Source organism: Methylobacterium sp. J-088, assembly GCF_022829295.1.
Classification (GTDB): domain Bacteria; phylum Pseudomonadota; class Alphaproteobacteria; order Rhizobiales; family Beijerinckiaceae; genus Methylobacterium.
Map to the genome: position 1 here is coordinate 50,515 of NZ_JAKSYH010000136.1, position 21,220 is coordinate 71,734.

Below are 21,220 nucleotides of genomic sequence, written 5' to 3' on the forward strand. Positions count from 1 at the left end.
TTAACGCGCCCGGTGACTCTTCCGCTCCAAAAACACGATGCACTAGGTTACCGACATGCGCCGCGTCGCGTTCGCGTTGGGTGGCGACCTGTCTTGGGAACGCGCGATGCCCTATCCCGTTCGAACGGTCGGGAGGGCCAACCTGCCCCCCGTGAAGGAGCAAGAACACGGCATGGCGATCAAAGCCTTGAATGATCGGAAGAAGCTCTCGAACGACTTCAACGAGGCCAACGACGCCTTTATCGACGAGGTTCTGAGCGCCCTCCAGTCCGACAAGATCCCTCTGGATCTGGCCCGCGCCTATCTCGCCCATCCCGTCGCGATGATGCACACGGATGGGGCCCAGGCGGTGGCCGATTATCTCGAACGCATGCTGGCACAGCGGCCCCATATCGATTGGATGCCTGGGAATTGACCGGCACGAGTTTCGGAAAGGAAGCGCGGATGACCGCCGACGAAATACAGGATCTCAATCGTGCCCGCGCGTCGCTGGCGCGCCAGCGGAATGCCATCGCCCGCAGGATCGGCGGCCTCGACGTGGCGCCGATCTCCATGTCCGAGGACCTGACCCGGACCCTCGTGGCCATCGAGGCCGTGGACCGCGCCCTCGTGGAGGCCGGCCAGCCACACGTCGATATCGGCCCGGCGCCCGACGCGTAGCCGATCGAAGCCGGGGGCGACATCCGGACCGACACCCCATTGCGTGATCTCTTGCGCCCTGCTCCTGCACGGGCGTAGAGGCTCGCCTGCCTGGAGGAGACACGACGATGACCGACCGCCTGCCCGGCTTCAACACGCTGGCGATCCACGCGGGCGCCGCACCCGACGCCGCAACGGGCGCGCGGGCAACGCCGATCTATCAGACCACGAGCTTCGTGTTCGACGACGTCGATCACGCTGCTTCGCTGTTCGGTCTTCAGGCGTTCGGCAACATCTACACGCGGATCACCAACCCGACCAACGCCGTGCTGGAGGAGCGTATCGCCGCCCTCGAAGGTGGAACAGCCGCCCTCGCTGTCGCGTCGGGTCACGCGGCCGAATTCCTGACCATGCACGCCCTGATGCAGCCGGGCGACGAGTTCGTGGCCTCGAACAAGCTCTACGGCGGCTCGATCAACCAGTTCAATCACGCGTACAAGAACTTCGGCTGGTCGGTGGCCTGGGCCGAGAACGACGATCCGGCCTCGTTCGATGCGGCAATCACCCCGCGCACCAAGGCGATCTTCTGCGAGTCGATCGCCAATCCGGGCGGCGTCATCACCGACATCGCGGCGCTGTCGCAGATCGCCAAGAAGCACAACATCCCGCTCGTCGTCGACAACACCATGGCGACGCCGTACCTGATCCGGCCCTTCGAGCACGGGGCCGACATCATCGTCCATTCGGCCACCAAATTCCTCGGCGGACACGGCAATTCGATCGGCGGCCTGATCGTCGACGGCGGCACGTTCCAATGGGCCGGCGATGCCCGCTACCCGATGATGAGCGGGCCGCGGCCGGAATATTCCGGGATGGTGCTCGCCGAGACGTTCGGCAATTTCGGCTTCGCCATTGCCTGCCGGGTGCTGGGCCTGCGCGACCTCGGGCCGGCGCTGTCGCCCTTCAACGCCTTCCTGATCCTCAACGGCATCGAGACCCTGCCGCTGCGGATGCAGCGCCATTCCGACAACGCCCTGACGGTCGCCAAGCACTTGGTCCAGCACCCGGCGGTCTCGTGGGTGAGCTACCCGGGGTTGGAAACCGACCGCTACCACCAACTGGCCAAGCGCTACACGCCGAACGGCGCCGGGGCGGTCTTCACCTTCGGCCTGAAGGGTGGCTACGAGGCGGGCGTGAAGCTCGTCTCCAATCTCCAGCTGTTCTCGCACCTGGCCAATATCGGCGACACGCGCTCGCTGATCATCCATCCGGCCTCGACGACCCACCGCCAACTCACGGACGCACAGAAGACCGCCGCGGGGGCTGGACCGGATGTGGTGCGGCTGTCGATCGGCCTGGAGGATCCGGCGGATCTGATCGAGGATCTGGATGGCGCGCTCACGGCCTGAGCGCGCCATCGAATTCGACGAACGGGCTGCCGGACGCGCGTCCGCGAGGACATGCCGCCTCGGTCTTATGGTTTTCGGGCGATCGCAGCGTTATCGTGGGCTGCGCGTCCGGACGCTGTCACGATGCCGAATGCCGTGATCGAGACCAACCTTGATCCCGTCACGCGGGAAGAGGCTGCTGCCCTTCTGGCCGGCCCGGGTCTCACGGTGTCCGATGCCGTACGGCTGCTGATGACGCGGGTCGCTCGCGAGAAGGCGCTGCCGTTCGAGCCACTCGCGCCGAACGAAACGACAATCGCCGCGATGCGTGAAGCGCGACGGGCGGGGCTACCGCGTTTCGACGCCGTGGCCTCGCTGAAGGCCGCCCTCGATGCGGACGATTGAGCACGCCGGCCAGTTCAAGCGCGATGTCAAACGAGAGCCGAAGGGGCGCCACCGCGCAACGCTCACGGCCGATCTTGCGGCCGTCTTGGAACGCGTGGCGTCCGATCTGCCCCTCGAAGCACGGTACCGGGACCGTACCCTGATCGGAGATTGGCATGACCATCGGGACTGCCACACCAAGCCGGATCTCGTTCTGATCTACCGACTTCCCGATCCCGCGACGATCCACCTGGTCCGCCTCGGATCGCACGCCGAAGACCGGACCAGTCGCGACGCGTTCGTGCTCGCATGGACGATGCGTGCCTCGTTCCGGATGCAGCACCCGGAACGAGGCCGTTGTCGATACCAACACGTCGACGTCAGAACGCCTCCGCCTCCAGAGCCATGGTGCTCTCTGCGCCGGCCTTGATCCGCGTCAGCCGCAGGCTCGTCTCCGGCAGCATCCGCTCCATGAAGAACCGGCCGCCCGTGAGCTTCGATTCCCAGCGCGGGGAGGGCGCCTCGGTCTGCTTGATCAGCGCCGCCTTGGCGATTCGGCCCCACATGTAGCCCAGGGCGACCAGCCCGAAGAGGTGCATGAAGTCGGTCGCGCCGGCGCCGGCATTGTCGGGTTTGCTGAACGCGTTCTGCATCAGCCACATCACGGCACCTTGGAGATCGTTCAGCCCGGCCTGGAGCGGCTTGACGAACGGTGCCATGGCGGGGTCCTCGCCGTGATCCTTCACGAAGGCCTGGACCTCGCCCAGGAAGGCCATCATCGCCCGGCCGCCGTCCTTCGGCAGCTTGCGGCCGATCAGGTCCATGGCCTGGATTCCGTTGGCGCCCTCGTAGATCATGGCGATGCGGGCATCGCGCACGAACTGCGACATGCCCCATTCCTCGATGTAGCCGTGCCCGCCCAACAGCTGCTGGGCCTCGACGGCGTTGGCGAAGCCGCGATCGGTGAAGACGCCCTTCACCACCGGCGTCATCAGGCCGAGATAGTCGTCGGCCGCCTGGCGCTCCTTGGCATCCTCCGAGCGGTGCAGGATGTCGGCCTGAAGCGCGGTCCAGAGCATCAGGGCGCGGGCCGCCTCGTTGAAGGCGCGGATCTGCAGCAGCGTCCGGCGCACGTCCGGGTGCACGATGATCGGATCGGCGACCTTCTCGGGCGCCTTGGCGCCGGTCAGCGCGCGGCCCTGGAGCCGGTCCCGCGCGTAGGCGGCGGCGTTCTGGTAGGCGACCTCGGACTGCCCGAGGCCCTGAACGCCCACGGCGAGCCGCGCCTCGTTCATCATCACGAACATGGCGTTGAGGCCGCGATTCTCCTGGCCGACGAGCCAGCCGGTCGCGCCATCGTAGTTCATGACACAGGTGGCGTTCCCGTGGATGCCCATCTTGTGCTCCAGGGAGCCGCAGGACACGCCGTTGCGGGCGCCGAGCGACCCGTCGGCCTGCACGAGGACCTTCGGCACCACGAACAGCGAGATGCCCTTGATGCCGGCGGGCGCGCCTTCGATTCGCGCGATGACGAGGTGGATGATGTTTTCCGCCAAGTCGTGCTCGCCGGCCGAGATGAAGATCTTGGTGCCGGTGAGGCGGTAGGAGCCGTCGCCGTTCGGCACAGCCTTGGTCTTCAGGAGGCCGAGATCCGTGCCGCAATGCGGCTCGGTCAGGTTCATGGTGCCGGTCCAGGCGCCCTCGACCATCTTGGGCAGGTACGTCGCCTTCTGTTCGTCGGTGCCGTGCACCAGCAGGGCTGCCATCGCGCCCTGCGTCAGGCCCGGATACATGCCGAACGCCAGATTCGCGCCTGAGGCGAATTCCTGAATTGCCGTGTTGAGCGTGTGCGGCAGCCCCTGGCCTCCGAACGCCTCGGGGACGGAGAGACCCATCCAGCCGCCGCTGGCATAGGTGTCGTAGGCGGCCTTGAAGCCGGTCGGCGTGCGCACGCGGCCATCGGCCTCCCGGCGGCAGCCCTCGAGATCGCCCGTCCGGTTAAGCGGCGCGAGCACCTCCTCGGCGAGCTTGCCGCCTTCGCGCAGGACCGCCTCGACGACATCGGGCGATGCGTCGGCGAAGCCCGCCAGATTGGCCCGCGCGTGAAAGCCCAGCACGTCGGAGAGCAGGAACAGCGTATCGTCGACCGGAGCACGGTACTGCGGCATCGTGAGGCTTCCCCCGTCTGCGCGGATCTCTTGGCGCGATCCGCTTTCAGCAGCGCATGTAACCGCCCGGCCACTGTGGGAGCAACGGCTTAGTCCTGCCGCGTGGTGACACGCGTCACGACCTGCGGCGTCTTGAACGCCACGATGATTACCGGCTCAGCACAGCCTTAACCTCGTGTTTACCAAGAAAGTTAATGATCACATTCGAACGACCCGGGGCGTGATCCGCGGATACCCATTTGGGGAACTGCCGCGCACCAGGCTGGACCGCGAACGCTGCCGACCACAGGCCCCCGATGACCCGCACCGCGATGCCGCAGCTCGACAGTTTCGATCCCGAGGTGCTCGACGCCGCCCGCGACGTCGCCGCCCGGGCGGGTGTCCCGCTCGAGACCTGGATCGCCTCGGTCGTGCCGCAAACGCAGCCCGGTCTGTCCGGAAACCGCAATCAGCGTCGCCGCCTCCGTGCCGAGCAGCTCGATCGGCCCGTCAACCGGCCGGAGGCTGCGGCCCGCACCGAATCAAGCATCGACCAGATCGGCGCCCGCCAGAGGGATCTCCCGACCGAGGCGCGTCCGCTGGAGCGCCCGGCGCCCATCGCCGAGACCTATGGCGAAGGTTTCGCCGCGCTGATGAATCGTCTCGACGGTCTCGACCGGACCCTGGATGCGGACCGGCGCGAAGCGCAGATCGCCGAGGCGCAGCGCCTAGCCGAGATCGAAGCCCGGATCGAGCGCGCTCTGCAGGCCGCCCCGGTCCAGCAGGTCACCGAGCGGCTCGGGGATATCGAGCGCCGCATGTTGCAGCTCGGCGAGCAGGTCGCCGCGCGCCAGCCCGGCCGACGTGCGCGCCCGGCGCCCGCCGATATCCGCAGCGCGGTCTTGGACATCCGCCAGCGCCAGCGGGAGCTGTCGCAGGAGGCCGCCGGCGACGCCGCGCCGCTGGCCGCCGATGGCGGTGTGGTCGCAAGCATGCGCCAGGATTTGGCCCGCCGCCTGGAGGCGCGCACCGAGGACGCCGCCGCGACATCGGTCGCCCTCGCGGAGCTTCAGGTTGAAACCCTCCGCCTGCGCCAGGCCATCGATCGGCTGGCCACGAGCCGCGATCTCGGGGCCCTGGAGCAGGCCGTCACCGCGCTGACGAACGGCCTGGAGCGTGCGCAGATCGGCACCGATCTCACCGCGATCGCGACACCGATCGCCGAGATCCGGCATCAGGTCGAGCGCTTGGCCGAAGAGGTCGCCGAGAATGTCCACGCCCGGATGGCGGAGGATGTCCGCCGCTTGGCCGCGCGTCTCGACGATGTCGCGGCGGCCGGTCCGACGGATCCCGAGGGTCAGACCCTGGCCGGGCTGTTCACGGAACTCGACGAGATCCGGCAGCTGATCACCACGCTCGCCGATCCGGAGCGGATCCAGGCTCTCGCGAACAGCCTTCAGGTCGTCAGCGCCCAGGTGGTGCAGCTGCAACGCATCGGCGCCGGCCCGGATCTGCGCCCGATGCTGGAGGAGATCCGCGGCGACGTGACGTTTGCCGCGCCCGCGGCGCTCGCCGAGAAGATTCAGGCGCTGGCCGAGAAGGTCGATCACCTCTGCGCGCTGCAGGACCAGGCGGAGCCGGTCGGCGCGGTCGTTCACGCCCAGCCCGGCGAGATGGCCTCCATCCAGGCCATGCTCCACACGCTGGCCGAGAAGGTGGACGAAGCCGGCGAGCACGAGGGCCTCGACGCCCTCGAGAAGCAGGTCATGACCCTGGCCGACCGGCTGGATGCGCCCAAGGGCGGCGATCCGGCCCTGGCCGGGCTCGAGCGCACGATGGGCGATCTGCTCGCGCAGGTGGCCGCCCTCCGGGACGCGGCCCCGAGCGAGGCCGTGGTCGAACGCGCCGCCCGCAACGCGGTTGCGCAGACCCTGAGCGGTTCGGGGATCGCAGCGGATTCTGGCGAGATCGGCCTCCTGCGCGCGAGCCTCGCCGACATGCAGGCGCGGCAGGCGGCTTCAGACGCGCGCCTGGGCGCCACACTGGAGGGCGTCCAGACGGCCCTCGAACGCCTCCTCGTCCGGCTCGGCCCCACCGAGACGGCGGAGCCGCGGGTTCCGTCCCTCGACGATCGCCTGATGTCCTCGACAAGCCCGGAGGTGGCGCTTGCCGCCGCGGATCTGAACACGGCCGTCCGGATGGCCGGGGCCGACACCCCGTTGATCGCCGACGACCTTCTCGAGCCGGGAAGCGGGCGGCCGATCCGGGCGCCCCGCGGGAGCCGCGATCCGGCGAGCCGCCGGTCGGCCAAGGCTCCGCAGACCGAATCGGTCCGCGTCCGGCTGGATGCCGAGCCCGGGTCGGAAAGCGATATCAAGACCAGCTTCATTGCAGCCGCACGCCGCGCTGCGCAGGCCGCGCAGGCGGAACTGGCCGCCGAGGCGCCGATCGACCGCCGGGATTCCCGTGCCGCGAAGCCCGCGACCGCGCCGGCGATGGGCGAACCGGGCCGCCTCGGCCGGTTGCGGAGCGAGATCGACCGTCGGCGTCGGCCGCTGCTGCTCGGGCTCGCCGCGATCGTTTTGGCGCTCGGAGCCCTTCAGGCGGTCAAGCTGCGCGCCCCGGACGAGCCCCGCCCGGTCGTCGCCGCCAGCCAGGCCGGTCCCGTTGCCAGCGAGGCGGCCGGCGAACCCGCGAAGGCTGCGGCGGGATCCGAGACCGGCGCAGTCGTCAAGGAAGCGTTGAAGGACGTCCCGAAGGAGACCACCAAGGTTGCTGGAGCCGAAGCTTGGAAGGATGCTCCGGGTGCCAAGCCACCCGTGACCGATCCGACGACCACCCAGGCCCTCCCGAATCCGGTTCCCACCGAGGCGCGTGCGACCGCCGCGAAAGCCGCCCTGCCGCAGGTTTCGGGGATGAACACCCTGCAGGCCGAACTCGGCGGCGTGCCGCCAGGACTCGCCAAGATGAAGGCCGCCGCCCTCGACGGCGACGGCTCGGCGGTCTGGGATCTTGCCACCCGGGAAGCCGACGGCCGCGGCATGCCCCGCGACCTCGCCGTGGCCGCCAAGCTCTTTGAAAAGCTGGCCTCGGCGGGCTACGCGCCGGCGCAGTACAAGATCGCCGGCCAGTACGAGAAGGGCGCCGGCGTGGTCCGCGACCTTGACAAGGCCAAGCTCTGGTACGGCCGCGCCGCCGAGCAGGGCCATGCCCGGTCGATGCACAATCTCGCGGTGATCTTCGCCGAGAACCCCGCCGCCAACGGGAAGCCGGATTTCGCCTCCGCGGCCTCCTGGTTCCGTCAGGGTGCCGAGTACGGTGTCCGCGACAGCCAGTACAACCTCGGCGTCCTGTACGCCCGCGGCATGGGCCTGACGCAGGATCTGGTGCAATCCTACGCGTGGTTCGCCGCCGCTGCCGCCCAGGGCGACGAGGACGCGGCCAAGAAGCGCGACGACGTGGCCAACAAGCTGAGCACCGCCGAACTCGCCAGCGCGAAGTCCCTCGCGGGATCGTTCAAGCCGCGAAAGATTGACGCGGCCGTCAACGACCCGCCGAGCGTCAAAACAAGTGCCACTGCCCCGATGTCACTGCTCGGCGCTCCTGCACCCAGTTCCGTCGCGTTGACGGCCGCTCCGAAGCGGTCCTAGCGCAGATCAGCCGGAGCGCGGCCTCGGACAATCCGAGCTTGACCGCGCTCCCGCGATGCAGGAACGCTCCGACCGGGGCGGCGTCGGACCGCGGTTGGAACGCGTCGGTCGCCAGCCCATGCCGCTGCTCGGAGGATGGATGGCGCGCCGGAACACCGTCCCGATCGGCGCCGTCGTACTCGGCGTGGCGGGTCTCATTCCGTTCCTGGGATTTGCGGCCCTGGCGGTTTCGGGCAGCGACGGCGGCCTGAGCAGCCTCGGTTTGGCGCCGCGCACCATTCTGTCGGCCTACGGGGCGGTGATCGCTTCGTTCCTCGGCGGCATCCGGTGGGGCGCCGCCGCTGCGCGCAATGCCGGCAATGCCGATTACCTCGTGGCGATCATCCCGTCCCTGGTGGCCTGGGCCGCGATGGCTGCGCCGGCACCCTGGGACCTGCGCATCCTCGGCGTCCTCGTGCTCGCCTGGGGCCTGATCGACCAGGATCTGCACCGCCGCGGCCTCGTGCCGCTCTGGCTCGGGCGGTTGCGGCTGCTCTTGTCAGGTGTCGCCGGCGCGGCATTGCTGGTGGCGGCCTGAGATTCAGCTTCGCGGGCCGCATCGATCGCGGACTGGTCGGACCTGAGAACGCACAGCCGGTGCGGGCGATGGTCTGTGTCGGGTGGATTGTGCCGGCCCTCTCCGGGTGGCTGATGCATCAGAGCCGACGTCGACCGAGCATCACGCCAACCCGTGACGGGACGCATCGACCGCGTCGAGCGCCTCGTTCCCAAGAAAGCCCAAGGCCAACGCCCGCGCAGCCGCGCCATGGCCCGCGTTTTAGCCGAATACGATAGGACTACGCGCAACGTTTTGGTGAGGCTCTGCTGGCATTATCGTTGCCTATAGACGCCTATAAGACTTAAGACTGGACCAGAACGATGCGGATCGTGTCAGGCAGCGCGGTCGAAGCCAGGACGATCCAGCTCTCGGAAGTTCTCGGCGCCCTGAGCCACGCCCTCGACCTTACGGAGGGTCAGCCCGTCGGCCATTGCGTGCGCGCGACATGGATCGGCTTCCACATCGGCCGAGCGCTAGGCCTGCCGGACCTGCAACTCTGGGAACTCTATCACACGGTGATGTTGAAAGACCTCGGGTGTTCCAGCAACGCCGCGCGCATCTGTGAACTTTATCTCTCCGATGATCTCAGCTTCAAGCGTGACTTCAAGACGGTGAGCGATAGCCTGCCCAAGGTGCTCGGCTTCGTGTTTTCTCACACAGGTTTGAAGGCGGGCCTCGCTGAACGCTTCCGGGCCGTGCTCAACATCCTGCAGAACGGCGGCACGATCGCCGACGACCTCATCCAGACCCGTTGCCAGCGCGGCGCGCAGATCGCCCGTCAGCTTCGCTTCCCGGCCAGCGTCTGCGAAGCCATCCACGCCCTGGACGAACATTGGAACGGCAGCGGGCGGCCAGACCGTCTCGCCGGCTCCGCGATTCCGCTCTACGCACGCGTGGCGCTTCTCGCCCAGGTGGTGGACGTGTTCCACACCGCAGCCGGCCCCGCGGCCGCGATTGCCGAGGTGCGAGCGCGCTCGGGCACATGGTTCGATCCTCAGGTCGTCGCCTGTTTCGAGGCAATCGCTTCCGAGCCCGGATTCTGGAACACCCTGGCCTCGGCTGAGGTCGAGGCGGCGGTGTTAGCGCTTGCGCCGACCAGCCCGATCGTGGTGGACGACGATTACCTCGATGACATCGCCCGTGCTTTTGCACAGATCATCGATGCCAAGAGTCCGTTCACCTCTGGCCACTCCGAGCGCGTCGCGGTCTACGCCGATATGATCGCTGCTGAACTCGGTTACCCGCCGGAACGACGCCGATGGCTCAAGCGGGCTGCGCTGCTTCACGATGTCGGTAAGCTCGGGGTCTCGAACGCGATCCTCGACAAGAACGGCAAGCTGGACGAGGCGGAATGGCGTGATATGCGCAACCACGCGTCTCTCTCCGAGACGATACTGGCGCGCGTCGCGGTCTTCCACGAAATGGCCAGCATCGGGGGTGGTCACCATGAGCGGCTGGACGGTAAGGGCTATCCACGTGGGATAAGCGGCGGTGCGATCGGGCCCGAAACCCGCATCGTTTCGGTCGCCGATGTCTTCGACGCGCTGACCGCAGACCGGCCCTACCGCGCAGCGATGTCGCTTGAGAAGGCGCTTGGCATCATGCGCGCGGACCTTGGAGCGGCGTTCGATCCAGACTGCTTCGGGGCGCTGGAGCGGGCGCTCGCCGCCATCGAGGGTGATCTCGCCCGCGCGGCCTGAACCACGCCCCGGCCGACCTGTCGACTATCGAACTGGGGCCATGTTGCCAGCACCGCCATGGGCAGCCTTGCCGTGGGGTGATGCTTCCCGCGACGCCAGGACGACGACCGTCCGCACCACCCATCCGCAGGCCGGCGAACGCAGGACCCGAAGGCAGAGCGCGGTGAAAAGACGGGAGAACATGCGCTGAGCATCCTGGGCTTCTGTCGGGCGGCAAGCCTGGATCGCTATTGAAGCTCTCACCGGCGCCTTATGGGAGCGTGCACCATTCGCCAATAGATGCTGATAGCAATTCCGATCGCATTTGATGCAACTTGATCTGCACCTTCTAGATGCAAAAACCTGTCTTTGTATGGGTTGGGACACCTCAAAGGTCGGTTTTTTGTAGACCGCCTCAACTGAGGACAGAGGCGAAGTTGGCCCGGGTTAGGACTGGCCGCCGGATTGCCGACGCTCTGGCGATCGTATCCGTCATCGCATGACGACCGAACAACCGGATTGCACATAGTTCGAAGAGACCGAACGGAATACTCGTCCCGACTCAGCGCGCGACTGCTTCGCAGTTCATAGGATCGCGTCCCAAAAGATGGTTCTCAATTTAAAGCAGATGCGACAAACGAAACGGCGGGCCCCGTAGGGATGCCCGCCGCGTTGCGATCCAAAATGCGTGCCTCACACACCCATGGCGGTCTTCAGGTTCTGATCGACCTTGTCGAGGAACCCGGTCGTCGAGAGCCACTTCTGCTCGGGCCCGACGAGCAGCGCCAGATCCTTGGTCATGAAGCCGGCCTCGACCGTGTCAACGCAGACCTTCTCGAGCGTCGCCGAGAACTTCGCCAGATCGTCGTTGCCGTCGAGTTTGGCGCGGTGCGATAGGCCACGGGTCCAGGCGAAGATCGACGCAATCGAGTTGGTTGAGGTCTCGCGGCCCTTCTGGTGCTCGCGGTAGTGGCGGGTGACGGTGCCGTGGGCGGCCTCGGCTTCCACGGTCTGGCCGTCGGGCGTCATCAGCACCGAGGTCATCAAGCCAAGCGAACCAAAGCCCTGCGCGGCCGTGTCGGACTGCACGTCGCCGTCGTAATTCTTGCAGGCCCAGACGTAGCCGCCCGACCACTTCAAGCAGGAGGCGACCATGTCGTCGATCAGGCGGTGCTCGTAGGTGATGCCGAGGGGCTTGAACTTCGCCTCGAATTCCTCCTCGTAGACCTTCTGGAACAGATCCTTGAACCGGCCGTCATAGGCCTTGAGGATGGTGTTCTTGGTCGAGAGATAGACCGGGTACTTGCGCGCCAATCCGTAGTTGAGCGAGGCCCGGGCGAAGTCGATGATCGACTGGTCGAGGTTATACATCGACATGGCGACGCCGGCGTCGGGGAACTTGAAGACCTCCTTCTCGATCACCGTGCCATCATCGCCCTCGAACTTGATCGTCAGGCGGCCCTTGCCGGGCACCTTGAAGTCCGTGGCGCGGTACTGGTCGCCGTAGGCATGGCGGCCGATCACGAAAGGCTGGGTCCAGCCGGGGACGAGGCGCGGCACGTTCTTGCAGATGATCGGCTCGCGGAAAATCACGCCGCCCAGGATGTTGCGGATCGTGCCGTTGGGCGAGCGCCACATCTCCTTCAGGTTGAATTCCTGCACCCGCTGCTCGTCGGGGGTGATGGTGGCGCACTTCACGCCGACGCCGTGGCGCTTGATCGCCTCGGCGGCATCGACGGTCACCTTGTCGCCCGTGGCGTCGCGGTGCTCGACGCCGAGATCGTAATATTCGAGATCGACGTCGAGATAGGGATGGATCAGCTTGTTCTTGATCTCGGCCCAGATGATCCGGGTCATCTCGTCGCCGTCGAGCTCGACAACGGGGTTCGCTACCTTGATCTTCGCCATGGACAGATGCCTTCCGCGTTGTGCCCGCCCACGGCATGCAAAGGCCGTGCGGTCGTGCGCCCGGGCGGCCCGGGCTGGAATTCGCTCCGCGACATAGCGCGGCCCTTCCGGCGACGGAAGGCGCGCGCTGTCATCCGGGCCGCTTCGTCACCCGGGCCTCGACGGGCGAGGGCCGGCTATGTCAGATCGCCCGCATGACGAGCCGAGACGCACAGGGCGACGCCCCAGGAAAGGTCACCGAACTTCCGCCGGGGCTCGCCCCTGCGGTGATCCTGGTCGAGCCGCAACTCGCCGAGAATATCGGCATGACCGCCCGCGCCATGGCAAATTTCGGCCTGTCGGAGCTGCGCCTGGTCAATCCGAAGAACGGCTGGCCCAAGAAGGGCGTGCGCGAGGCGGCCTCGGGCGCGACGCATGTCCTCGACCGCGCGACGCTCTTCGGCAGCGTCGCCGAGGCGATTGCCGATTGCCACTACGTGCTGGCCACCACGGCGCGCGAGCGCGGGCAGATGAAGCGCGTCTTCGCGCCCGAAGAGGCGATGGGCGAGATCGTCGGCCGGGTCGGGCAGCGCACTGCGGTGATGTTCGGCCGCGAGCGGGCCGGGCTCACCAACGACGAGGTGTCGCTCGCCGACGCCATCGTGACCTTCCCGGTCTCGCCGGATTTCCCCTCGCTCAACCTCGCGCAGGCGGTACTGCTCGTCGGCTATGCGTGGCGTCAGGCGAGCGGCCGGGCGCGGCTGCCGTTTTCGGGCGAACTGCTCACCCCGCCGGCGACCCGCGAGGCCTTGCTCGCGCTGTTCGGCAGCCTGGAGGCCGCCCTCGACATGGCCGGCTTCTATCCGCCGGAAAAGCGCGACATCATCGCCCGCAACATGCGCGACATGCTCCACCGCATGGCGCTCACCGAGCAGGACGTGCGCACCTTTCGCGGCGCCCTGCGGGCGCTGACCCGCAAGGGCGCCTGACTACTCGGTGGCCAGCTTCATCTCCGGCGGTTTGCCCCCGCCGAAGCAGCGCCCAACCGCCTCCCAGAAGGCCGCCTGCTCCTCCTGCGTACAGGCGGCCAGGCGCGCCTCGACCTTGGCGCGGCCGGCCACCGCATCGGGTGTCGTGGCGACGTCCGTCTCGCTCGGGTTTCTCGCCTCGGTCATAGGCAATCCTCCGTTTCGGAACGAAAGCTCAGCTGGGCGGTGCGGTTCCGTTACGCGGCGCAATCGGGCATGGAGGGCGGTACGGGACGGGGTGGGGTATCGGGTGCGGCTCAGCGTGGACAATCTGGCCTGCCGCCGCTCCGGCCGCCGCATCTTTGCCAACCTGTCCTTCGCCCTCGGGCCCGGCGATGCGCTCGCGGTGACCGGGCGGAACGGGGCCGGGAAGTCGAGCCTGCTGGCCATCCTGACCGGCCGGCTGCGGCCGGACGCCGGGCAGATCGCGATCGCCGATGTCGGCGAGGCGAGCCTGCCGGAATGCCTGCACGCGGTCGGCCATCGCGATGGGCTGAAGAGTTCGCTGACCGCGGGGGAGAACCTGCTGTTCGCCCAACGTCTTCTCGGGGCACCGCGCCTCTCGGCCGGCGATGCCCTGGAGCGTCTCGGCCTCGGCCATGCGCATGATTTGCCGGTCGCCTATCTGTCGGCGGGCCAGAGGCGGAGGGTGGCGCTCGCGCGGCTTCTCGTCTGCGCCCGCCCGCTCTGGCTGCTCGATGAACCGACGGCGGCCCTCGATACGGCCTCGCAGGCGGTGCTCGCCGCGCTGATGGCGGCACACCGCGCCGAAGGCGGCCTCGTGATCGCGGCGACACACCAAGCGCTCGGGCTCGCGGGCGCCGCCGAACTGCGCATCGAGACCGCCGCTGCGGCCCCTATGGCCGACGTGATGGAGGAATGGGCGTGATCCGCGCGGTCCTCGCCCTCATCGCCCGCGACCTGCGCCTGTCCGGCCGCGTCGGCGGGTCCGGTGCGCTGTCGCTGGTCTTCTTCCTGATGATCGTCGCCCTGGTGCCGTTCGCCCTCGGGCCCGATCTAAACCTGCTGTCGCGGATCGGCCCGGCGATCCTGTGGCTCGCCGCGGTGCTGGCGACGCTGATCGGCCTCGACCGCCTGTTCCAGGCCGACGAGGAGGACGGCTCCCTCGATCTGATGACCGCCGCGCCGGTGCCGCTCGAGCTGGTGGTGCTCGGCAAGGTGATGGCGCACTGGCTGACCACCGGCCTGCCGCTCGCGCTGGCCGCGCCGCTCTTCGGTCTGCTGGTCGCCCTCGACGGCACCGCCATGAGCGCCACCGCCCTGACCCTGCTCGCCGGGACGCCGGCGCTCAGCTTCATCGGCGCGGTCGGCGCGGCGCTGACGGCCTCGATCCGGCGGGGCGGGCTGATCCTGGCCGTGCTGGTGCTGCCGCTGATGATCCCGACGCTGATCTTCGGCGTCTCGGCCGCCCAGGCGGCGAGCGGGGGGACGGTGCCGTTCCTCGTGCCGCTGGCCGTGTTGGCCGCGCTGACACTGATCGCCGCCGTGGTCGGAACGCTGGCCGCGGCGGCGGCTTTGCGGTGGCCGGAGTGAGGCTTAATGCTTGAGCGCTATGCGCTGCCGATGGTGTGCCGAAGACCGCGATGGCGCATGGCCGGGTCTAATCCATCGGGTTCTCGGCCAGTAATTTCAACAGATGGCCGTAATCGCCATCGATGTCTTCCGTCCCTCGGAAGGTCGATACCTCGACATGGTTGTCGTCAAAGCACTCGATTTCGAGGCGCAATCCACAAAGCGTTGCGTCGACCCTGACCGTATCTGGCCGATCCCGCGCGAGCCGGAAGGAAATTTTAGCTTCCTCCAGCATCTTCAGGACATCAAAAATCGTGACGTTTTCCATATCTCAAGCTTATCGCTAAAAATTTTGATTACATATAGCCCAATCGATGTCTCATTCTTGTGTCTCAGAATCACAAAAACCGTCTGGGCAACTTGATCTAGGGCGGTATAGTCGCCGATTCAACCGACTATACCTCAAGCGGTGCGTTCCAGCGGAAACGGCGTTGAACGCCAATAAGGCTCAAGTTTCGTGCCGCTGATGTTGGTGGCCTCCCAGTCGTGCAGCAACCGCGCCAGCGCCGCGCGGTCGCCAGCCATCAGCGGTTCGGTTAACAGACACCACTGGTCGTAGACGTAATCGCCCGAAGCATCTGAAACGGCCGTGCGCGGCACATACTTGTGCATGACGGATTGCCATTCGGCCTGCGCGGCCGGAATTTCGCCGAGGGCGACATGCATCAGGGTCTTCCAGGGCGGATACTCGGCGAAGGAATTGTTTTGATGTGAGCGAAGATGGGTTATCGTTTTCTCCAACGTGTCGAGGGAGGAGAACACAGGCAGGATCCTGGCTTCGACTTGATTGATGAAGTCGCCCGGCATGGTGGGATCATCCCATTCGAACAGCCCGGTTTGCCCCTTGGGCTTGTATTGAAGTGATCGACCTATCAGCGCATACGCTCCGCTCCGACTGATGAATGCATAGTGTCCCGGTTCGAACCGAGTATCTATCCACCAGTCGACTGTGAAATACCCTCTTTTTGGTCTGTTGTGAATGCGAATATAACGGCACCAATGATTGACGGGGAGATAAACCGTAATATTGCCGGTGACCATGATAAGGTTGTCGTGGTTTTGGAGCAGAGGTTTGGCCAGCCTCTTGATTTGTGGAGCTGAGCTCATGTTTGTGGCTTCACTTGGATGATGATGATTCGCTTAAGGTAAGGGTAATTTCTTGTGGCGCTAGCGGCGAGTTGCATTGCCCGCGCCATCGAGATTTCCGCAATCCCGGTTTTATGATCATAGACACAAACAGTCTGCGTCGCCCTCACATTTTCCAAAAGATCCAGCCGGACGTTGCCTGGCTTGTAGGGGTTTGCCTTTCCTCCCATCGGATCGAGCAGAATTTCTGCCTTAAAATCAGGATCTTCCTGAGAATTTACGCGTCTTGCGACTCCAATATGTACCCTGTTGCCAAAATCCGTCGCGTCTCGATAATTCCCTGACGCGCGGACTGACTTCGTAACATCGTTGACGATGGCTAAGACTTCTCCGTTGCGCGGGCATGCACCGTTGAGAGCCTGCTGATTGAGTTTTCCGACCCAGGGTGTCAGGGCCGGTTGTGCGCCAGTGGCGGGATCGAATTCGTGTGCGGTCAGGCCTAAAACCGTTCCAAACCCGTCGTCCTGAGCGGACAGGACCGCCAGCAGCGACAGCGCGAGTTCAAGCGTCCGCACGGCCTCAACAGCGGCGAGCGCACCTTCGCGATCGCCAGCGGAACAGCCGGCAGGAAGGCTGGCTGTACGAGGGGCTCCGAAACGAGGTCTGTCGCGGTGAAGGTACTGCGCGACAGCACATCACCCGTCTGACCGTCCAGGATCGTCTGCGTTGCCTCAGATGTCTCGAAGATCCGGCTCTCGCCATCCGGCGCCGTGACGGTGTGCTGTTCGTCGAAGGGGTGTCGCCCTGCATGGATCCGGACCGACAGGACGCGCGTCCCATCCTGCAGCGTCGTGCTCTCCGTGAGCGGGGGCGGGTCCTGGGGGGACGTCCCCTCGGGCCGATCCTCGTGGAGCGAGGCCCATTTGTCCGCCGCTGGGGCCTTGCACCCATTCGCCGCCGTTCGGTTGTCCCGATGGTGCGCGCGGCTGCGTCTCCCAACCTCGGAATTGGAGCTCCCGCTGGAGGCGGATCAGCTTGGTCTCCAGTGCGAGGCCGGCAAGAATGTTGCGCAGAACGATCGACTCGCTGTGCGCTTGAGACTCTTCACGCATGATCGTCGTGCCCCGCCACACCGCCCTGCCGCGGCGGCATGAGAACAAAACAGCAACATAGGAAAAATGTCAAGATTTAGGGCGTGTCGCCATCGAGCAGTGTCCAACTGTTCCGCGTTGACGCCGGGCGACCCTCTCACTATAGAGACCGCTTCGCCGAGGGGCCGCGCTTTCGCGCGCGCTGCGTCTCGGCTATCGCCAGACAACCTGACGCGACGACCGATTTCCGGCAGGGCCGGCCCGTCGGCATCGCCCGACGAAGAGAACGAGGACTTAGATGGCCAATACCGCTTCGGCCAAGAAGATGACCCGCAAGATCGCCAAGCGCACGGCGATCAACCGCTCGCGCCGCTCGCGCATGCGCACCTTCGTCCGCAAGGTCGAGGAGGCGATCGCCACCGGCAACCAGCAGGACGCGCTCACCGCCCTCCGCGAGGCCGAGCCGGAGATGATGCGCGCTGCCCAGCACGGCATTGTCCATAAGAACAACGCCTCGCGGAAGGTCTCGCGCCTGGCCGCCCGGGTGAAGGCGCTGGCCGCCTGAACCACCCGCATCTTCAGACGGTTTGAAGCCCGGCTCCACGAGCCGGGCTTTTTTCATGCCTGCATCACGGCCGGCGGTCTGAAACCGATGTCGGCTGCTTGGAAAGCATTAACCCTGTTCAAGACTCGGTGACATTGCAGAGTCTCGGCGCCACGTGTAGCTTAACAAAGACTGACACCGATCAAGCAAAACGTCGCCGATTCGGGATTTCGGCGAATCAGTCCAATTTGCCAAGACTCTAGCCGGCTCGTTCCGCGTCGGGCGGAAGACTTCGAAGTGGGAATCTGCGCCATCCCCACAAGTCCCACTGTTAAAGGAACCGTAGGTAATTGTTGATAGGCTCTCTCAATCGGCAAAAGTTCCTCGCAATGGGCTTGACTCCGTTCGAGGGACTCTGTCCCGCCCGTCCTGGCGGGACTCGAAGAGCGTAAATCGTGCGTAGGCGCGGCCCGCGGGAGACCGGGGGCGGCGTCGGGAGAGCCAATGATGCGTGTCGACGGAACAGTGGCGAGCGACGACGAGGGTGGCCGCAACAGCGGCGGTACGATGGATTACGGATCCGCCTGGGCGCGCGTGAAGCGCCGGCTGCGCGCCGAGCTCGGCGAGGATGTCTTCGCGAGCTGGTTCGCTCGTCTCGAACTGGAGGCGGTCGCCGGCGGTACGGCCCGCCTCACGGTGCCGACCCGCTTTCTCAAGAGCTGGATCGAGTCGCACTACCTCGACCGCGTGCTCGGCACCTTCAAGGCCGAGGTCGAGGAGATCGCGCGGATCGAGGTTGGCGTGCGCGGCACCGGCGCGCCGGTCCGGACGGTCACCACGGGGGCGCCCAAGGCGAATCCCGCCAGCGGCCCGCTCGCCCGGCTGCATGCGGCCGGCGCTTCGGTTCCGGTCGCCGCAGTAGCGCCGGAGCCCCGCCAAGCCGCGGAGTCCGGTGGTGACCTGAGCGGCACGCCGCTCGACGCGCGGCTGACCTTCGCGAGCTTCGTGATCGGCCGCTCCAACGCTCTGGCGCATGCCGCTGCCGAGCGGGTTGCCAACCATCAGGGGGAGGGGGCGCTCTACAACCCGCTCTACCTCCATGCCGGCGTGGGCCTCGGCAAGACGCACCTGCTGCACGGGATCGGCCATGCCGCCCGGGAGGCTGGGCGCCGGGTGATCTACCTGACCGCCGACCGGTTCATGTACGGCTTCGTCAACGCCCTGAAGACGCAGTCGGCGCTCGTCTACAAGGAGCGGCTGCGCGGCATCGACCTGCTGATCCTCGACGATGTCCAGTTCATCCAGGGCAAGTCGATCCAGGCCGAGTTCGGCCACACGATCAACGCTCTGATCGATGCCGGCCGGCAGGTCGTGGTGGCTTCCGACCGGCCGCCGACCGAGCTGGAGGCGCTCGACGAGCGGGTCCGCTCGCGCCTCGGCGGCGGCCTCGTGGTCGAGATCACCGCCCTCGACGAAGCCCTGCGGGTCTCGATCCTGTCGGCCCGGCTCGCCGCCGTGCGGGCCTCGCATCCGGGCTTCGATGTCTCGCCGCAGGTGGCGTCCTACGTGGCCCGGGCGATCACCGCCAACGGCCGCGACCTTGAGGGCGCGGTGAACCGCCTGCTGGCGCATGCCACGCTGACCGGCACAGCGGTGACGATGGAGACCGCCGAGAGCGCGATCCGCGATCTCGTGAAGAACCGCGAGCCGAAGCGGATCAAGATCGAGGACATCCAGAAGCTGGTGGCCTCGCGCTACAACGTCTCGCGCTCGGACATCCTGTCGGAGCGCCGTACCGCCGCCGTGGTCAAGCCGCGCCAGATCGCCATGTACCTCTCGAAGGTGCTGACCCTGCGCTCGCTGCCGGAGATCGGCCGGCGCTTCGGCGGACGCGATCACACCACGGTGCTGCACGCCGTCCGCAAGATCGAGAAGCTGATCGGCGAAGACACGGTGCTCGGCGATGAAGTCGAGCTGCTGAAGCGGATGCTGCAGGACTAGCTGCTCTTCGCTCCCCGGCCGGGTCTGTACTGGCCGGGGAGCGCGACAGACGAATCCGTAGGCTCCAAGTGCGCGGCCCGCTATCGTCAAATCGGCGCGGTGCCTCGAAAAGAACCAAAACATTCCCTGCCCTGTCACGCGTCCTCCGCCGGCTCCCAACGATTGGGGCTGGCCGAGGGCGCGCCCGCCGTGGCACACTGGTGCGAACCGAGACGGCCCTGTAAGGCCGCGTCGCCGCGAGGCGAGGACCGACACCCCGGGGAGTGCTGATGACGGACGCCTTCATCTACGACCATGTGCGCACGCCCCGCGGGCGCGGCAAGGCGGATGGCTCCCTGCACGAAGTCACCGCGTTGCGCCTCGCCGAGACGGCCCTGCGTGCCCTCAAGGATCGCACCGGGCTCGATACCCACCTCGTGGACGACGTGATTCTGGGCTGCGTCGATCCGGTGGGCGAGGCGGGCGGCGACATCGCCCGGGCGGCGGCCCTCGTGGCCGATTACGGCGCCCATGTGCCCGGTGTACAGATCAACCGGTTCTGCGCCTCCGGCCTCGACGCCGTGAACTTCGCGGCCGCGCAGGTCATGAGCGGCCAGCACGCGATGGCGGTGGGCGGCGGTGTCGAATCGATGAGCCGCATCGGCATCGGCGCGTCGGGCGGTGCCTGGCCGGTGGATCCGGCGATCGCGATCAAATCCTACTTCATGCCCCAGGGTGTCTCGGCCGACCTGATCGCCACCAAGTACGGCTTCACCCGGGACGATTGCGACGCCTACGCGGTCCGCTCCCAGGAGCGGGCGGCGAAGTCCTGGGGGGAGGGGCTGTTCGACGGCTCCGTGGTCCCGGTGCGCGACGTGAACGGCATCACCCTGCTGGACCGCGACGAGCACATGCGCCCCGGCACCGACATGCAGTCGCTCGCCGCGCTGAAGGCCTCCTTCGTGCAGATGGGCCAGATGGGCGGGTTCGACGCCGTGGCGACCGACGCGCATCCCGATGTCGAGGTGGTCGACCACGTCCACCACGCCGGCAATTCCTCCGGCATCGTGGACGGCGCGGCGGCCGTGCTGGTGGGCTCGAAAGCGGCCGGCGAGGCGGCGGGCCTGCGTCCGCGCGCACGCATCCGGGCGTTTGCCAATATCGGCTCCGACCCCGCCCTGATGCTCACCGGCCCGGTCGACGTCACCCGGAAGGTCCTCTCCAGGGCCGGGATGAGCGTGTCGGACATCGACCTGTTCGAGGTGAACGAGGCTTTCGCGGCGGTGGTCCTGCGCTTCTGCCAGGCCTTCGACCTCGATCCGGAGGCCGTGAACGTCAACGGCGGCGCGATCGCGCTCGGTCATCCGCTCGGCGCGACCGGCGCGATGATCCTCGGCACGGCCCTCGACGAGCTGGAGCGCACCGGCAAGGAGCGGGCGCTGATCACGCTGTGCATCGGCGCCGGCATGGGCACCGCGACGATCATCGAGCGGGTTTGACGGGTCCATGTCCGGACGCGGTGTTGC

The 21,220-nt window shown here is 66.8% G+C and carries 19 protein-coding genes and 1 pseudogene; 14 read left to right on the top strand and 6 right to left on the bottom strand.

Annotation, left to right across the window (positions count from 1 at the left end):
- Positions 1 to 55: 55 nt before the first annotated feature.
- The 5 genes and pseudogenes from MKK63_RS14285 to MKK63_RS14305 form a co-directional block, all read left to right on the top strand.
- The gene (locus MKK63_RS14285) at positions 56 to 415 is read left to right on the top strand and encodes a hypothetical protein (protein WP_244002768.1); all 360 of its coding nucleotides are present in this window, start codon (positions 56 to 58) and stop codon (positions 413 to 415) included.
- Between the two features lie 29 nt (positions 416 to 444).
- Positions 445 to 660, top strand: a complete 216-nt coding sequence (locus MKK63_RS14290) for a hypothetical protein (protein ID WP_244002770.1) — start codon at positions 445 to 447, stop codon at positions 658 to 660.
- Between the two features lie 107 nt (positions 661 to 767).
- The gene (locus MKK63_RS14295) at positions 768 to 2,048 is read left to right on the top strand and encodes an O-acetylhomoserine aminocarboxypropyltransferase (protein WP_244002772.1); all 1,281 of its coding nucleotides are present in this window, start codon (positions 768 to 770) and stop codon (positions 2,046 to 2,048) included.
- A 123-nt stretch (positions 2,049 to 2,171) separates the two neighbouring features.
- Positions 2,172 to 2,432: a type II toxin-antitoxin system RelB/DinJ family antitoxin gene (locus MKK63_RS14300; protein WP_244002774.1), complete on the top strand. Its 261-nt coding sequence runs from the start codon at positions 2,172 to 2,174 to the stop codon at positions 2,430 to 2,432.
- Positions 2,419 to 2,688: pseudogene (locus tag MKK63_RS14305) on the top strand (type II toxin-antitoxin system YafQ family toxin); the annotation flags it as partial. The gene MKK63_RS14300 and the pseudogene MKK63_RS14305, both read left to right, overlap by 14 nt.
- 103 nt (positions 2,689 to 2,791) lie before the next feature.
- Here the strand turns inward: MKK63_RS14305 and MKK63_RS14310 are convergent.
- A complete protein-coding gene (locus tag MKK63_RS14310) occupies positions 2,792 to 4,579 on the bottom strand; it encodes an acyl-CoA dehydrogenase C-terminal domain-containing protein (protein ID WP_244002776.1) in 1,788 nt (595 codons plus the stop codon).
- A gap of 296 nt (positions 4,580 to 4,875) precedes the next feature.
- On the opposite strand from MKK63_RS14310, the gene MKK63_RS14315 reads away from it, so the two are divergent.
- The 3 genes from MKK63_RS14315 to MKK63_RS14325 all read left to right on the top strand — a co-directional run bounded on the left by MKK63_RS14315 (position 4,876) and on the right by MKK63_RS14325 (position 10,506).
- Positions 4,876 to 8,208: a hypothetical protein gene (locus MKK63_RS14315; protein WP_244002777.1), complete on the top strand. Its 3,333-nt coding sequence runs from the start codon at positions 4,876 to 4,878 to the stop codon at positions 8,206 to 8,208.
- A 139-nt stretch (positions 8,209 to 8,347) separates the two neighbouring features.
- The gene (locus MKK63_RS14320; RefSeq protein ID WP_244002779.1) at positions 8,348 to 8,785 is read left to right on the top strand and encodes a DUF3429 domain-containing protein; all 438 of its coding nucleotides are present in this window, start codon (positions 8,348 to 8,350) and stop codon (positions 8,783 to 8,785) included.
- A gap of 341 nt (positions 8,786 to 9,126) precedes the next feature.
- The gene (locus MKK63_RS14325) at positions 9,127 to 10,506 is read left to right on the top strand and encodes an HD-GYP domain-containing protein (protein ID WP_244002781.1); all 1,380 of its coding nucleotides are present in this window, start codon (positions 9,127 to 9,129) and stop codon (positions 10,504 to 10,506) included.
- Positions 10,507 to 11,178: 672 nt separating this feature from the next.
- On the opposite strand, the gene MKK63_RS14330 is transcribed toward MKK63_RS14325, so the two are convergent.
- Entirely contained in the window at positions 11,179 to 12,393 is a 1,215-nt protein-coding gene (locus MKK63_RS14330) for an NADP-dependent isocitrate dehydrogenase (RefSeq protein WP_244002783.1), read from the bottom strand.
- Positions 12,394 to 12,587: 194 nt separating this feature from the next.
- Here MKK63_RS14330 and MKK63_RS14335 point away from each other — a divergent pair, with 194 nt between their 5' ends.
- Complete coding sequence (locus tag MKK63_RS14335; RefSeq protein WP_244002785.1) at positions 12,588 to 13,361, top strand: RNA methyltransferase; 774 nt, start codon at positions 12,588 to 12,590, stop codon at positions 13,359 to 13,361.
- On the opposite strand, the gene MKK63_RS14340 is transcribed toward MKK63_RS14335, so the two are convergent.
- Positions 13,362 to 13,547 (bottom strand): hypothetical protein, encoded by a 186-nt coding sequence (locus tag MKK63_RS14340; RefSeq protein WP_244002787.1) that lies wholly within the window; start codon positions 13,545 to 13,547, stop codon positions 13,362 to 13,364. It abuts the gene before it with no gap.
- Between the two features lie 103 nt (positions 13,548 to 13,650).
- Between MKK63_RS14340 and ccmA the strand changes: the two genes are divergently transcribed.
- Positions 13,651 to 14,289: a heme ABC exporter ATP-binding protein CcmA gene (ccmA, locus tag MKK63_RS14345; RefSeq protein ID WP_244002790.1), complete on the top strand. Its 639-nt coding sequence runs from the start codon at positions 13,651 to 13,653 to the stop codon at positions 14,287 to 14,289.
- Positions 14,280 to 14,954, top strand: a complete 675-nt coding sequence (gene ccmB / locus MKK63_RS14350; protein ID WP_279574662.1) for a heme exporter protein CcmB — start codon at positions 14,280 to 14,282, stop codon at positions 14,952 to 14,954. Before ccmA ends, ccmB begins: the two co-directional genes overlap by 10 nt.
- A 67-nt stretch (positions 14,955 to 15,021) precedes the next feature.
- Here the strand turns inward: ccmB and MKK63_RS14355 are convergent, their stop codons facing one another.
- The 3 genes from MKK63_RS14355 to MKK63_RS14365 form a co-directional block, all read right to left on the bottom strand.
- On the bottom strand, positions 15,022 to 15,261 hold the full coding sequence (locus tag MKK63_RS14355; protein ID WP_244002793.1) for a hypothetical protein: 240 nt from the start codon (positions 15,259 to 15,261) through the stop codon (positions 15,022 to 15,024).
- A gap of 134 nt (positions 15,262 to 15,395) precedes the next feature.
- Positions 15,396 to 16,100, bottom strand: a complete 705-nt coding sequence (locus tag MKK63_RS14360; RefSeq protein WP_244002795.1) for a hypothetical protein — start codon at positions 16,098 to 16,100, stop codon at positions 15,396 to 15,398.
- Complete coding sequence (locus tag MKK63_RS14365) at positions 16,097 to 16,654, bottom strand: hypothetical protein (protein ID WP_244002797.1); 558 nt, start codon at positions 16,652 to 16,654, stop codon at positions 16,097 to 16,099. Before MKK63_RS14365 ends, MKK63_RS14360 begins: the two co-directional genes overlap by 4 nt.
- An 814-nt stretch (positions 16,655 to 17,468) precedes the next feature.
- Between MKK63_RS14365 and rpsT the strand changes: the two genes are divergently transcribed.
- From rpsT to MKK63_RS14380, 3 genes are all read left to right on the top strand, one after another.
- Positions 17,469 to 17,735, top strand: coding sequence for a 30S ribosomal protein S20 (gene rpsT / locus MKK63_RS14370; RefSeq protein ID WP_243916652.1), 267 nt, complete (start codon positions 17,469 to 17,471; stop codon positions 17,733 to 17,735).
- A 486-nt stretch (positions 17,736 to 18,221) separates the two neighbouring features.
- Complete coding sequence (gene dnaA / locus MKK63_RS14375) at positions 18,222 to 19,715, top strand: chromosomal replication initiator protein DnaA (RefSeq protein ID WP_244003202.1); 1,494 nt, start codon at positions 18,222 to 18,224, stop codon at positions 19,713 to 19,715.
- 269 nt (positions 19,716 to 19,984) lie between these two features.
- A complete protein-coding gene (locus tag MKK63_RS14380; RefSeq protein ID WP_244002800.1) occupies positions 19,985 to 21,193 on the top strand; it encodes an acetyl-CoA C-acetyltransferase in 1,209 nt (402 codons plus the stop codon).
- Positions 21,194 to 21,220: the final 27 nt, after the last annotated feature.